This is a genomic window from Actinomadura sp. GC306 (assembly GCF_004348665.1).
Classification (GTDB): Bacteria; Actinomycetota; Actinomycetes; order Streptosporangiales; family Streptosporangiaceae; genus Spirillospora.
The window spans coordinates 1-13,320 of the sequence record NZ_SMKM01000193.1; the positions used below are offsets into that span (position 1 = coordinate 1).

11 protein-coding genes are annotated in these 13,320 nt (G+C 72.6%); 6 read left to right on the forward strand and 5 right to left on the reverse strand.

All coding sequences use genetic code 11. The features are described from left to right. Positions 1-134: 134 nt before the first annotated feature. The 4 genes from E1200_RS23450 to mtrA form a co-directional block, all read right to left on the reverse strand. Positions 135-701, reverse strand: coding sequence for a phosphoribosyltransferase family protein (locus tag E1200_RS23450; protein ID WP_243708776.1), 567 nt, complete (start codon positions 699-701; stop codon positions 135-137). A 291-nt stretch (positions 702-992) separates the two neighbouring features. Next, on the reverse strand, positions 993-2,774 hold the full coding sequence (locus E1200_RS23455) for an LpqB family beta-propeller domain-containing protein (protein ID WP_243708777.1): 1,782 nt from the start codon (positions 2,772-2,774) through the stop codon (positions 993-995). Next, a complete protein-coding gene (gene mtrB, locus E1200_RS23460; RefSeq protein ID WP_243708778.1) occupies positions 2,771-4,408 on the reverse strand; it encodes an MtrAB system histidine kinase MtrB in 1,638 nt (545 codons plus the stop codon). The genes E1200_RS23455 and mtrB overlap by 4 nt, the downstream gene beginning before the upstream one ends. A gap of 244 nt (positions 4,409-4,652) precedes the next feature. Beyond that, positions 4,653-5,330: an MtrAB system response regulator MtrA gene (gene mtrA / locus E1200_RS23465; RefSeq protein ID WP_131954228.1), complete on the reverse strand. Its 678-nt coding sequence runs from the start codon at positions 5,328-5,330 to the stop codon at positions 4,653-4,655. Between the two features lie 480 nt (positions 5,331-5,810). Here mtrA and E1200_RS23470 point away from each other — a divergent pair, with 480 nt between their 5' ends. The 5 genes from E1200_RS23470 to E1200_RS23490 are packed head-to-tail and all read left to right on the forward strand — an operon-like array spanning position 5,811 to position 11,212. Continuing rightward, the gene (locus E1200_RS23470) at positions 5,811-6,893 is read left to right on the forward strand and encodes a hypothetical protein (RefSeq protein WP_131954229.1); all 1,083 of its coding nucleotides are present in this window, start codon (positions 5,811-5,813) and stop codon (positions 6,891-6,893) included. Positions 6,894-6,898: 5 nt separating this feature from the next. Beyond that, a complete protein-coding gene (locus E1200_RS23475; protein ID WP_243708779.1) occupies positions 6,899-7,624 on the forward strand; it encodes a DUF4129 domain-containing protein in 726 nt (241 codons plus the stop codon). Then, positions 7,618-8,877 (forward strand): DUF4350 domain-containing protein, encoded by a 1,260-nt coding sequence (locus tag E1200_RS23480; protein WP_131954230.1) that lies wholly within the window; start codon positions 7,618-7,620, stop codon positions 8,875-8,877. Before E1200_RS23475 ends, E1200_RS23480 begins: the two co-directional genes overlap by 7 nt. Before the next feature lie 50 nt (positions 8,878-8,927). After that, entirely contained in the window at positions 8,928-9,920 is a 993-nt protein-coding gene (locus tag E1200_RS23485; protein ID WP_243708780.1) for a MoxR family ATPase, read from the forward strand. Beyond that, positions 9,920-11,212 carry a DUF58 domain-containing protein gene (locus E1200_RS23490; protein WP_131954232.1) on the forward strand — a complete coding sequence of 431 codons (1,293 nt, stop codon included), beginning with the start codon at positions 9,920-9,922 and terminating at the stop codon, positions 11,210-11,212. The genes E1200_RS23485 and E1200_RS23490 overlap by 1 nt, the downstream gene beginning before the upstream one ends. Positions 11,213-11,233: 21 nt before the next feature. Here the strand turns inward: E1200_RS23490 and E1200_RS23495 are convergent, their stop codons facing one another. After that, on the reverse strand, positions 11,234-12,229 hold the full coding sequence (locus E1200_RS23495) for a stage II sporulation protein M (protein ID WP_131954233.1): 996 nt from the start codon (positions 12,227-12,229) through the stop codon (positions 11,234-11,236). Between the two features lie 91 nt (positions 12,230-12,320). On the opposite strand from E1200_RS23495, the gene E1200_RS23500 reads away from it, so the two are divergent. After that, positions 12,321-13,320 (forward strand): RDD family protein (locus E1200_RS23500; RefSeq protein ID WP_131954234.1); only part of this gene is annotated, 1,000 nt, incomplete at its 3' end.

Genomic DNA, 13,320 nt, shown 5'->3' on the forward strand with positions numbered 1-13,320 from the left:
CTGTCGCCCCGCGGCGCCGCACCCCGACCCACTACCAAACGTAACTACTCACCCCCAATCCCCCCGAACGTGAAGAAAGTCACCCCTCTGACGGTCTTCGGGAGGCGACTCGGTTCGCGTTTCGGACGTGCTGTTCAGGGGTGGCGGCGGGGGGTCGTCGCGATGGTGGCGGCTGCCAGCACGTGGGCTCCCGAGTCGCGGAGGGCTCGGGCCGCCTCGGTGAGGGAGGCGCCGGTCGTGACCACGTCGTCGACCAGGATCACTTCGCGGCCGGCGACCCGGATTCGCGAGGTGACGGCGAGTGCGCCTTCCAGGTTGGCGGTGCGTTCCGCCGCGGTGAGGGTGGCCTGGTCGGCGACTCGAACGCGTTGCCTCAGGGCGTCCACCGGGGTCACCGGCAGGCCCGCCGTGCGTAATCGTTCTGCCGCCACGTCCACCAGGCCCCGCAGGGCGTCGTGGCCGCGTCGGCGGATGGCGTTACGGCTTGACGGCACCCACACGAGGGACGGCGCGTCATGCCCTGGAGTGGCGCCCGGGGTGCTCGGTGCGAGGGCGGTCAGAGCGGACTGGACGGCCGTGGCCAGAGCCTCGCCCAGTGGGGTCGCCAGTGCCGTGCGGCCGTGCTCCTTGTAGGCGGCCAGGATCGCTCGTAGCGGGCCTTCGTAGGCGGCGACGGTCCAGGGGGGCGGCAGGCCCTTCAAGGCCGTCCTGGCGGGTCTCGCGGGCCCCTGGAGGGGGCGTGCGCAAGCGTCGCAGAGGAGGACGGGAGCCACGCCGCACCCGGCACAGTGCTGCGGGAGGATCAGGTCAAGGAGATCGCCGAAGATTCTCATGCCCCGACGATGCGGCCGCGGGCCGGCCCACGTCTCCAAATCCCGGACCTGTGGATAACTCGGCGCGGCAGTGAAACGGAGAGCAACTGGCCGCCCTGTGCCGCCGGAAGGTCCCCATCGGCCTCCGGGGTGCTCGTCTCCGGTCGGAACAGGTCCCGGTTAGCGGGGGTAGGTCGGGTCCTTGGCCGGGGTGGGGCAGATCCAGGGGCTGTAGGAGTTGCTCGGGGAGCGTTGGCGGCACACCTGGTCCTTGCCGGACGAACGGGTGCCGATCAGGATCGGGGCGCCCGGGGCCGCGGCGATGGTCTGGGGTTCGCCGAGGGAGCCGACGCCCAGGGACGTGATCGCCCTGCCGCTGATCGGCATCAGGAACGGGAGGGTCTGCGAGTCGCGCTTGGCGCGGCCGAGGACGGCGAGCGTGTTGTAGTCGCGCCAGGCGATGTCGACGGCGTCCTGCAGTTCGGAACTGACGGGCAGGAACGAGCCGACGTCCAGGGAGCCGTCAGGGGCGTGGGCGATACGGCCGATCTGCACCTGGGGACGACCGTCGACGCGGGCTATGACCGCGGCGCGGACGCCATCACGGGCTATGCGGAACTCCAAGACCTGACGTCCACCCAAGCCCCAGTGGGCGGCGCGCACGGGGTCCTCCCCGCGTCGGCGCACCCAGAGCCAGGATTCGTCCTTCTTGCTCTCCACGACCCACAGGGTGCCGTCACCGCTCCAGGTCGGTGCGGTGAAACGGGCTCCTTCTTCGGCGTTGAGCAGTACGCGGGTGGCGGGGGTGCCCGTGACGGGGGCGGCGACAAGGACCTGGTCGGCCGCGGCGCTCAGGCCGGCGAGTTCCTGGTGGTCGGGGGCGACGGCGGGCCGGGAGAGGCTTCCGGCGGCGCCGGTCACGACGGGCTGGGCGCGGTCGTCCTCCATGGTGCCGAGGAAGCCGGACGGGCCGACGACGTAGGCGTTCTGGTCGGATTCGTCGTTCGGGACACGTCCGTCGGGCGAGTTGACCTCCCAGGCGTGCACGGGCTGGGTGGAGTCCATGCCGGTGGGGGTGACGGGTTCGCCGTCGATCCGCAGTTGCCAGCGCTTGATCTCCGAGAGCTGGCGCATGGTCCAGCTGAGCTGGGCCGACATCCGGTCGAGGTTGCCCGCGCGTGCCTCCTTGGTGAGGTCGACCGTGGCGACCTCGTTGTCGACCTCGACGCGGCGCTTCAGCTTGGTCCCGTCCGGGAAGGCGGTCTGGACGGCGCCCTTGAGCCAGGAGGTGGGCCCGGTGAGCAGCGCGTGGACGAGCTGCGTGGGGAGGGTCTGGCGGTTCACGACCGGCAGGAAGATGCCGTTGGGGACGAGCGTGTGCCGGTCAGGTGCGTAGAAGAACAGGTTGACGGTGCGCATGGCACGCTCGACGTCGTCCTGGGTGAGCAGGAGGCCCGCCTTCTCGCCGCCGGGCAGGCCGGTGATGCGCCAGACGCCCTGCTGGGTCTTGGCGAGCTGGAAGGTGGCGTCGAGTGCCTTGGGGGACGCGGTGTACTGGCCGTCGGAGCTGATGGTCCCGACTTCCTCCCCGGTGATCCGGACCGTGGCCTGGTCGTCGGTGGCCTTGATGATCTGGGGGTCGGTGATGCGGCTCGCCAGGACGGTCACGGAGGGCCGCAGGCCCGGGTCCCAGGAGTTCTGCCTGCCGAGGTAGAGCCTGGCGACCTTGTGGTTGTCGTCGAAGCTGGCGGACGCGGCGAGGAAGCCGGAGACGATCTGCGCCGGCCCCCACTCGGGGCGGGGCTTGACGGGGATCAGCCGGACGTAGGGGTCGTCGACCCGTTCGGCGCGTTCGGCGGACTCGCCCGTCACGACCTGGCCGCCGCTCGGGACGGTCGCGCACCCGGCGCCGCCCAGGAGGAGGGCGGCCGCCGCGAGGAGGCACCTGATCCGGCCGGTCACTCCTGCGCCTCCAGTTCCGCGAACAGCGGACGGGCGTCACCGGCCCCAGGAGGGACGAGCGGGAGCGGCGAGCCCCTCAGTTCGGCCCCCGCCACGCGAGGCAGCGAGAGGCGGAACTGGGAGCCCACACCGGGCTCTCCCCACGCCTGCAGCCACCCGCCGTGGAGCTGCGCGTCCTCGCGGGAGATCGACAGGCCGAGGCCGGTGCCCCCGGTGGTGCGGGCGCGGGCCGGATCGGCGCGCCAGAAGCGGTCGAAGACCATCTGCCCCTCCCCCGGTTTGAGTCCGACCCCGTGGTCGCGCACGGCGACGGCCACGGCGTCGCGGTCGGCGGCCACGGAGACGATGATGTCCTCCCCGTCCCCGTGCTCGACGGCGTTGACGAGGAGGTTGCGCAGGATGCGTTCGACACGGCGGCGGTCGACCTCGGCCATGCACGGCTCCCCGGGCAGCTGCAGGACGACCTTGCTGCCCTTGCGCTCGGCAAGCCCCTGGATGTCGCCCACCACGCGCAGGACGAGGTCGCGCATGTCGAGGGACTCGGCGTCCAGCGTCGCGGCACCTGCGTCGTGGCGGCTGATCTCCAGCAGGTCGGCCAGCAGCGCCTCGAACCGCTCCAGCTGGCTCTGCAGCAGCTCCGCCGACCTCCCCACGGACGGGTCGCCGAAGGTGTCGCGGTTCTCGTAGAGCATGTCCGCGGCGATCCTGATGGTGGTCAGGGGCGTGCGCAGCTCGTGGGACACGTCGGAGACGAACTGGCGCTGGACCTGGGACAGGTCCTCAAGCTCGCCGATCTTCTCCTGGAGGTTCGCGGCCATCTCGTTGAAGGAGCGGGCGAGGCGCGCCAGGTCGTCCTCACCGCGGACCCTCATGCGCTCTTCCAGCCGTCCGGCGGCGAGGCGCTGCGCCCCCTGCGCGGCAAGCCGCACCGGAATGACGACCTGGCGCGTCACCAGGGAGGCGATCGCGGCCAGGAGCAGCAGGAGGACGATGCCCACACCTGCCAGGGACCGCCCCACGTTCGTCAAGGTCCGCTGCTCTTCCTCAAGGGAGAACAGGTAGTACAGCTCGAACTGGCCCGTCCTGCCCCCGACGATGAGGCCGCTCTCGGACGGACGGTCACCCACGTAGGACAGTTCGCCGTAGGTGTAGGCGCGAGTCCCCTGGGGGGCGCTCTGCAGCTTCTCCCGCAGCCGCGGCGGGACGCTCTCCTGGCGCAGTTCGTTGGTCGTGTACCCGTCGAAGTACTGCTCCGTGGTGTCGCGGATGTAGACCTCGTACAGCCCGGACGGACCGCTGCGTGACTTCAGCCGGTCGATGGTCGTGTTGAGCCTGCTGTCGTCCCCGGGAGAGTTGCCCAGGTCGCGCTGCACCTGCGCCAGGCCGTCGTCCAGTTGCAGACGGGCCGCCTTGACCTTCGCGTCCATGAGCGCCGACGAGATCTGCTGCATCAGGAACGCGCCCAGGATGGCGACCACGATCGCCGAAATGAACAGTGTGGACGTGACGACACGTACTTGGATCGACCGGCGCCAGCGCGTGTAACCGCTGCGGACGGCGCCGCGCAGGACGCGCTGGGCGGCGACCAGCCCGCGCCGGACGAGCCGCTTGGCCCGCTTCATGTCGGCTCTCATCGGAGGTCCGAGAAGCGGCGCGGCCCTGGGAGGCGCGGGTTTCCGCGAGGGTGCTCAACGGTCATGGCGTGCCACGGGGATACGGCGGGGTTCGGTTTGGCGGGTTCGGTTCGGCGGGTTCTGTGTTACGGCGTCGTGGAATGTGATCTGCCGTGCCACGCGCTGTCGCGATAGATAGGGACAGGTAGCGACATCGTAGGGCGATGTCAAGGAAATGGGGAGGTCATGCGGTATCCGCCCGCTGTCAGGCGGGCCCGGCCTTGTAGCCGACGCCGCGCACGGTGACGACGATCTCGGGCCGCTCCGGGTCACGCTCGATCTTGGCGCGCAGCCGCTGGACGTGGACGTTCACCAGGCGGGTGTCGGCGGCGTGCCGGTAGCCCCAGACCTGCTCCAGGAGGACCTCACGCGTGAACACCTGCCGCGGCTTGCGGGCCAGGGCCACCAGGAGGTCGAACTCCAGCGGCGTCAGCGGGATGTGCCTGTCGCCGCGCTTGACCGAGTGGCCGGCCACGTCGATGGTGATGTCGCCGATCTGGAGGGTCTCGGGTGCGGGCTCGTCGGTGCGCCGCAGGCGCGCGCGTACGCGCGCCACCAGCTCCTTGGGCTTGAAAGGCTTGACGATGTAGTCGTCGGCGCCCGACTCCAGGCCGAGGACGACGTCCACGGTGTCGCTCTTGGCGGTCAGCATGACGATCGGCACCCCGGACTCGGCGCGGATCTGGCGGCAGACGTCGATGCCGTCCGCGCCCGGGAGCATCAGGTCGAGCAGCACGAGGTCCGGCCGGGTCTCCCGGAACGCCTCGAGCGCCTTGTCGCCGTCGTGGACGAACGAGGGCTCGAAGCCCTCGCCCCTCAGCACGATGCCGAGCATCTCGGCGAGCGCGAGGTCGTCGTCGACGACCAGTACACGTCCTCTCATGGCCCTCATCGTCACAAAGTCGGGGTTCGGTGGAGTGAGCACTCCGCATCGTCGCCGGGTGCGGCGGGCGCCGGACCAGGCCGGACACCGGATGGAAGGTACTCGCAGGCGCTGTGCTCCCGCCCCACCTCGCCAGGGAGAGTTATGCCTTGGCGTGCCAGGTTACCCGCGTTTGTGTCGTCCATGGCTCTCCCGGGATGCGAGGGGGCGGCAGGGGATTGTAGGGGCGGCCGCCGAAACGCGCGCAAGAGGCCGCGGGACCGGCGGGATACGACTCCCCGGCACCCCGGTAATACCGCAGACCGCCACACTTCGGACCGGGGACGGCAATCACGGCACCTCGCCCGTGACAGGATGACGTGACCGGCGGTCGCGGCGGGGCCCGGAACGGGGGTCGCGGGGCGGACGCGCCGGGCAGACCTCCGCCGGGGCGCGGCCCCGCGGAAACCGCAGGACTCGCCAGAGATCGCAGGAGCCGAGATGCCGGGACCGGACGGCCGGGACGACGACGCCGACGCGCTGGACGCGCAGGCCGTCCCGTTCCGCCCGCTGTCCATCTCGGAGATGCTGGACGGGGCGATCGCCGGGATCCGCCGGCGTCCGCGCACCTCGCTCGGGCTGTCGGTCGTGATCAGCACCGTCATCCAGGTCACCAGCTCCGTCGCCGCGTACTTCTTCATCGGCGACGAGGCCCGGGAGGAGCTGACCCCGGAGGTCCTGCTCGAGTCGCTGGGAGCGCAGCTGACCCTCACGGGCCTGGGGCTCGTCCTGTCGGCCTACGGAATCCTCCTGCTGGCGGGGTTGCTGGCACCGATCCTGGGGCGCGAGCTGGTGGGGATGCCCATCGCGCCCAAGCAGGCGTGGCGGGACGCCCGTCCGAGATTCGGCAGGCTGGTCGTCACCGCGGCGGCCGTCATGGGCATCTCCCTGGGCGCACTGTTCCTGCCGACCCTGCCGTTCTTCCTGCTCCTCGCCGTCGACGCCAACCCCGGCCTCAGCGCGCTCGCCGCCATGGTGGGTTTCCCCGTCGGCATCGGGCTCATGATCTGGCTCTACCTCCTGTTCGTCCTGGCCGTCCCCGCGGTCGTCCTGGAAAGGCAGACCGTCGTCGGCGCGCTCGGCCGCGCGGTGAGGTTGTCCAAGGGCCGGTGGTGGCGGACGTGCGGCACTCTCCTGCTGGCGTTGCTCATCACCGTGTTCATGGGCTTCTTCGCGCTGCGCATCCCGTTCCTGCTCGTGCAGCTGCTCTTCTTCGGTGACTCCTCCGGCGCCGAGTCGACGATGGGCGCGCTCGCCGTGGACACCCTCGGGCGGATCGTGAGCTGGTCGGTGGTGCTGCCGTTCGACGCCGGCGTGATCGCGCTGCTCTACATGGACCGGCGCATGCGCCGCGAGGGCTTCGACCTGGAGCTGCGCAGCAAGCGGTACGCGGCCGCGAGGTCGGCGACGCCCAGGGCGCACACCGCGCCCGCCGAGAACGGCGCCGACCCGGAAGAGGGCTTCATCGAACTGTGGCGGACGGGCCCCGAGCCGGCGCGTCCGGAAACGGGGGCGCATCCGTGACCACGATGTCCATGCCGTCCATGCCGTCCATGCCGTCCATGCCGTCCGCGCTCGCGGCGCTCGACCCGGTCGGCCGCGAAGAGGCCCGCGAGATGGCCCGCCGCGAGCTGGACAAGGAGATCTACCTGCGCGACAGGCCGTCCTGGCTGGAGCGCGCATGGGAGACCTTCTCCGAGTGGCTGCAGGACCTGCTCAACCGGTCGGCCGGCCCCCAGACGCAGGGCAGCGGCGGCGGCTGGTTCTCGGTGGCCGTGATCGTCCTCGTCGTGTGCCTCGCCATCGCGCTGGTGTTCTGGCTGATGCGGGGCCGACGCAACCCGCGCTCCCGGCGGGACGCCCTGCTGGACGGCGAGCCGTCCACCGCGCTCGACCACCGGGACGCGGCGGAACGGCACGCGGCCGCCGGGCGGTGGGCCGAGGCGATCCGCGAGCGGCTCCGCGCGATGGCCCGCGACCTGGAGGAGCGGGCGGTGCTGTCGGCGCGGCCCGGACGCACCGCCGACGAGCTGGCGACCGAGGCGGGCGAGGCCCTGCCGGAGCTGGCCGGCGACCTGCGCGCCGCGGTGCTGGTCTTCGATGACGTCTGGTATGGCGACCGCCCCGGCACCGCCGAGGGATACGCGCGGGTCAAGGACGTGGACGAGCGGCTGCGGGCGGCGCGGCCGAAGCCGCTGGCGGACGACGACCTCACGCTCACGGCGGCCGGCGAGGACGGGGGCCCCCGATGGTGACGCAGTCCCCGCCGCAGTCCTCGCCGCGGGGCGCGCAGGCCGGTCCGGGCGCCGAGCCGCCGTCGGCGCGGCAGGTCGCGGGGCGCCGCTGGCGGGCGGCCCGCGGCGTGGCCGCGGTGCTCTTCGCGATGGTCGTGATCGCGGTCTTCCTGGCGGCGCTGCGGCCCTCGACCTCGGCGGAGGCGCTCGACCCGACGTCGCCGAAGCAGGACGGGAGCAGGGCGCTGGCGGAGATCCTCCGCCAGAACGGCACGGCGGTGCACGTGGCCAGGGACGCCGACGAAGCCGTCCGCGCGGCCGCCCCCGGAACGGTCATGCTCGTCACCCGCACCGAGCGCCTCACCCGGGAGGATCTGGCCCGGCTGGCGGGCGCGCAGGTCAACCTGGTGCTCGTGCGGCCCACGTCGTTCGCGCTGGCCGACCTGGCTCCGCGGGTGCGCAAGGACGGCCCGACCTTCGAGGAGGCCGACGAGCCCGGCTGCGGCATGCAGGCCGCCACGCTCGCCGGAGCGGTCTCCCTCCACGAGTCGGAGACCTACGAGGTGACGGCTTCCATCACCGGCGCCGTGACGACGTGCTACAAGACCGAGTTCGGCGGCCCGAGGGTCGTCCAGGTGCGGCACGGAGCCAAGACCGTCACCGTGCTGGGCTCCGCCGCACCGCTGACGAACCGGCGGCTGGCCGAAGAGGGCAACGCGGCCCTCGCCATGAACCTGCTGGACGCGACCAATAGCGGCCTGGTCCCCACGGCGGGTACCTCCGTGGTCTGGCTGGTTCCGGACATCCCGGCCGAGGGCACGGCGGCCGAGCAGCGGCCGCTCGGTGAGCTGCTGCCGTTCGGGGTCAAGCTGTTCATCCTCCAGTTGCTGGTCGCGGTGCTGCTGGTGGCCCTGTGGCGGGGCCGCCGGCTGGGCCCGGTCGTGGCGGAGGCGCTGCCGGTCGTGGTCCGGTCCGCCGAGACCGTCGAGGGACGCTCCCGCCTCTACCGCGCCGGGCACGCCCGCGACCGGGCCTCCGACGCGCTGCGCTCGGGAGCGCGCGAACGTCTCGTCCCGCTGCTCGGGCTCCCCCGCAGCAGCGCGCAGGACCCGTCCGCCGCGCAGGAGATCGTCGCGGCGGTCGCCCGCCGCACTCCCCACGACGAGACGTACGTCGGCGCGGCCCTGTACGGTCCTGAACCCTTGGACGACGCGGGCCTCATCGCCCTCAGCGACGTCCTAGACGACCTGGAAAGGCAGGTACGCCAGTCTTGAACCACCCAGTAGAGCTCGGGAAGGACGACGTGCCCGGCGGCGCGGGCGCCTTGAGCGATACTCCGCCGGGCGCGATCTCCGAGGAGACGCGCCGCCAGGGCGAGACGGCCCGCGCGGCGCTGACGGCGCTGCGCGGTGAGGTCGCCAAGACGGTCGTCGGCCAGGACTCCGTGGTGACCGGTCTCGTCATCGCGTTGCTCTGCCGCGGCCACGTGCTGCTGGAGGGCGTCCCCGGTACGGCGAAGACGCTGCTCATCAAGACGCTGTCACGCGCACTCGACCTGGACTTCAAGCGCGTCCAGTTCACCCCCGACCTGATGCCGGGCGACGTGACCGGTTCGCTGGTGTACGACAACAGGACCTCGGAGTTCGAGTTCCGCGAGGGTCCGGTCTTCACCAACCTCCTGCTCGCCGACGAGATCAACCGCACGCCTCCGAAGACCCAGGCTTCGCTGCTGGAGGCCATGGAGGAGCGGCAGGTCTCCGTGGAGGGCTCCGCACGTCCTCTGCCCGACCCGTTCGTGGTGTGCGCGACGCAGAACCCCATCGAGTACGAGGGCACCTATCCCCTGCCCGAGGCCCAGCTCGACAGGTTCCTGGTCAAGCTGACCGTGCCCGTCCCCACCCGGGACGAAGAGATCGCCATGCTCCAGCGGCACGCGGCCGGTTTCGACCCGCGCGACCTGTCGGAGGTCCAGCCCGTGGCGGGCGCGAGCGAACTGGCCGCCGGCCGGGCCGCGGTTAGGGCGATCCACCTCGACCCCAAGGTCGCCGCCTACGTCGTCGACCTGTGCCGCGCCACGCGGCAGTCCCCGTCGCTCCAGCTTGGCGTGTCCCCTCGCGGCGCGACGGCGCTGCTCGCCACGTCCCGCGCGTGGGCGTGGCTGTCGGGCCGCGACTACGTGACGCCGGACGACGTGAAGGCGCTGGCCCGGCCGACACTGCGGCACCGCGTCCAGCTCCGGCCCGAGGCGGAGCTGGAGGGCGCGACGGCCGACGGCGTGCTGGAGGGCATCCTCGCCCACGTCCCCGCCCCGCGCTGATGGCGCTGACCGGACGCCTGGGCCTGCTGGCGCTCCTCGGCGCGCTCGTCCCGCTGTTCGCGCCGAGCTGGTGGGCGCTGTTCGCGGTGTGGGGCGTGCTGTTCCTCGGTGTCGTCCTTGACCTCGCCCTGGCCGGTAACGTGCGCGCGCTGCGCTTCCACCGCGCGGGCGACACGAACGTCCGTCTCGGTGAGGCGGCCCAGGTCTCCCTCATTGTGGAGAACCTCGGGCGGCGCCGCCTCAAGGCCCGCCTGCGGGACGTGTGGCCGCCCAGTGCCGGCGCCACACCGCGCATGGTGAAAGTGAGCGTGCCGGCCGGGGAACGGCGCCGCGTCGAGATGACGTTGGCGCCGACCCGCCGCGGCGACCGGAAGGCCGTCACCGTCGTGGTCCGCTCTGTCGGACCGCTCGGGCTGGCCGCGCGGCAGCTTTCGCGTCCGGCGCCCTGGACGGTCCGTGTCCTGCCGGCGTTCCCGTCGCGCCGCCACCTGCCCGCCAAGCTCGCGCGGCTGCGCGAGCTGACCGGTGCCCACGTGGCCCTCATCCGCGGCCAGGGAACCGAGTTCGACTCCCTGCGCGAGTACGTGGACGGCGACGACGTCCGCTCCATCGACTGGCGCGCCACCGCGCGGCGCAACGACGTGGTCGTCCGGACGTGGCGGCCCGAACGCGACCGGCGGATCTACCTGGTCCTCGACACCGGCCGCACGTCCGCGGGCCGGGTCGGCGACATCCCGCGCCTCGACTGCTCGATGGACGCCGCGATGCTGCTCGGCGCCCTGGCGTCCCGCGCCGGCGACCGCGTCGACGTGCTGGCCTACGACCGGCGGGTCCGCGCCCGCGTCGAGGGCGCGTCCCGCACGGACCTGCTGCCCGCGATGGTGCACGCCTTCGCGCCGCTGGAGCCGGAGCTCATCGAGTCCGACGCCGCCGGGATGGTGTCGACGCTGCTGGCGCGGGTGCGGCAGCGGTGCCTGGTCGTCCTGCTCACCGAGCTGAACACGGCCGCGATGGAGGAGGGACTGCTGCCGCTGCTGCCGCAGCTCACCGCCCGGCACCTGGTCATGATCGCCGCGGTGGCGGACCCGCGGATCGGGGAGATGGCGGCGGGGCGCGGCGACCTCGCGGCCGTGTACGACGCGGCCGCCGCCGAACGCGCCCGGGCCGACCGCAGCCGCCTGACCGCGGAGCTGCGCGGCCACGGCGTCGAGGTGGTCGACGCGCCGCCCGACGAGATCGCCCCGGCGCTGGCCGACGCCTACCTCGCCCTCAAGGCCGCCGGGCGGCTGTAGGGCCCGGCTCCCGTGCGGCGGCTACCCCGCCACCGGGGCCATGTCGGGCCGCAGGTCGGCGTCGCCCGTCTCGCCCTGCCGGACGGCGCGCCGCCCGAGGACGATCACGTAGGCGAGGAACGCGGCCTCGGCGACCACGCCGATCCCGATGCGCAGCCACGTGACGTGCACCCAGCCGGTGACGAACCCCTCGATGAGGCCGGACACCAGCAGCACCGCGATGAGGCCGATGGCGATGCTCACCGCGGCGCGCCCCTCCTCGGCGAGGGCCTGGCCGCGGCGGCGCGGCCCCGGATCGATGATCGTCCAGCCGAGTTTCAGTCCGCCGGCGCACGCCAGGTAGACGGCGGTGAGTTCGAGCAGGCCGTGCGGGAGGATCAGGCCGAAGAAGACGTCGCCCTTGCCGTGCGCGAACATCAGCCCGGCGATCAGGCCGAGGTTGAGCTGGTTCAGAAGCAGGACGTACACGGTCGGGATGCCGAGCAGGATGCCGAAGATGAGCGCGACCGCCGACACCCAGGCGTTGTTGACCCAGACCTGGAACGCGAACGACGCCGCCGAGTGCTCGGTGTAGTAGTTGGCGAAGTCGTGCTCGACGAGTTCGCGGATCTCGTCCGGCGTCCCCAGGCTCGCCTGCACTTCGGGGCTGTGCACGATCCAGACCGCGAGGGCGAACGACACCAGGTTGCCGAGGACGGCGCAGCCGAGCCACCACCACCGCGCCCGGTAGGCGACCACCGGGAACGACACCTTCGCGAAGCGGCTGACGTCCCGCCAGAGCGGGGCCTGCGCCCCGGCCACGGCGGCCCTGCCCCGCGCCACCAGCGACGACAGCCGGCCCACGAGCTGGGGGTCGGGCGAGCTCGACCTGACGACCGACAGGTGCGTCGCCGCCCGCTGGTAGAGCTCGACGAGCTCGTCGGCTTCGGCGCCGGTCAGCTTGCGGCCGCGGTTGATCAGCCACTCAAGGCGCTGCCACTCGGCGTTGTGCGCGGCCACGTAGGCGTCAACGTCCACCCGGGGAGACTAACGTCTTCACCTGTCGGACCGGCAAAATGGACCTGCCTCGGCAATCGCCCGGGCGGTCGGCGATGCGGAGGAGCAGGACATGGCGGAACTCGTCACCGGCGAGGCCGTGGCGCTCGACATCCGGGTCGCGCGCCTGGCCAGCCGGGGCTGCGCCCTCCTGCTCGACGTGGTCTTCCAGCTCGTGATCCTCAACGTCGTCGTCTACTTCACGGCGATGACGGCGATCGTCGCCGACGAGGCGTGGGCGATCGGGCTGACGCTGCTCGCCGTCGTCGCCGTCCTGGTCGGGTACCCGTGCGCGTTCGAGACGCTGACGCGGGGCCGCACGCTGGGCAAGATGGCCGTCGGGCTCCGCGTCGTCGCCGACGACGGCGGGCCGGTGCGGTTCCGGCAGGCGCTGGTGCGGGCGCTGGCCGGCTTCATCGAGTTCTGGACGTTCTCCGGCTCTCCCGCGCTGATCACCTCGTTCTGCAACCGGCGCGGCAAGCGGCTCGGCGACCTGTTCGCGGGGACGATCGTGATCCAGGAGCGCGGCCAGGCGGTGTACCTGGGGCCGGTGGCGATGATGCCGCCGCAGCTCGCCGGGTGGGCCCGCTCGCTGGAGCTGTCGATGCTGCCGGACGAGCTGGCGATGACGGCGCGGCAGTACCTGTCGCGCTTCTGGGAGCTGCTGCCGGAGGTCCGCGACTCGCTGGGCGAGCGGATCGCCGCGCAGGTCGCCGAGGTGGTGAGCCCGCCCCCGCCGCTCGGCGCACGCCCGGAGATCGTGCTGTCGGCCGTCCTCGCGGAGCGGCGGCACCGGGAGGAGTGGCGGCTGGCGCAGCGCCGCGCGCGCCGGATGCAGCGCCTCGGCGTGACCGCGTGGTCGCCGGCGTCCGTCCCGGTGCCGGCGGGGGCCGCGGGTCCGGCGGCGGCCGGGCAGGTGCGGCCGGGCCCGCCGGCTCCGCCGCCGTTCAGCGCTCCCGGCCCGGGGCAGCCTAGGTTCCTGCCGCCGTCCGACTACGGCGCCGGGCCGTACCAGGAGGTCCTGCACGGCCCTCCTGCACCCTCCCACGCCCCGCCCCCCACCGGGACATACC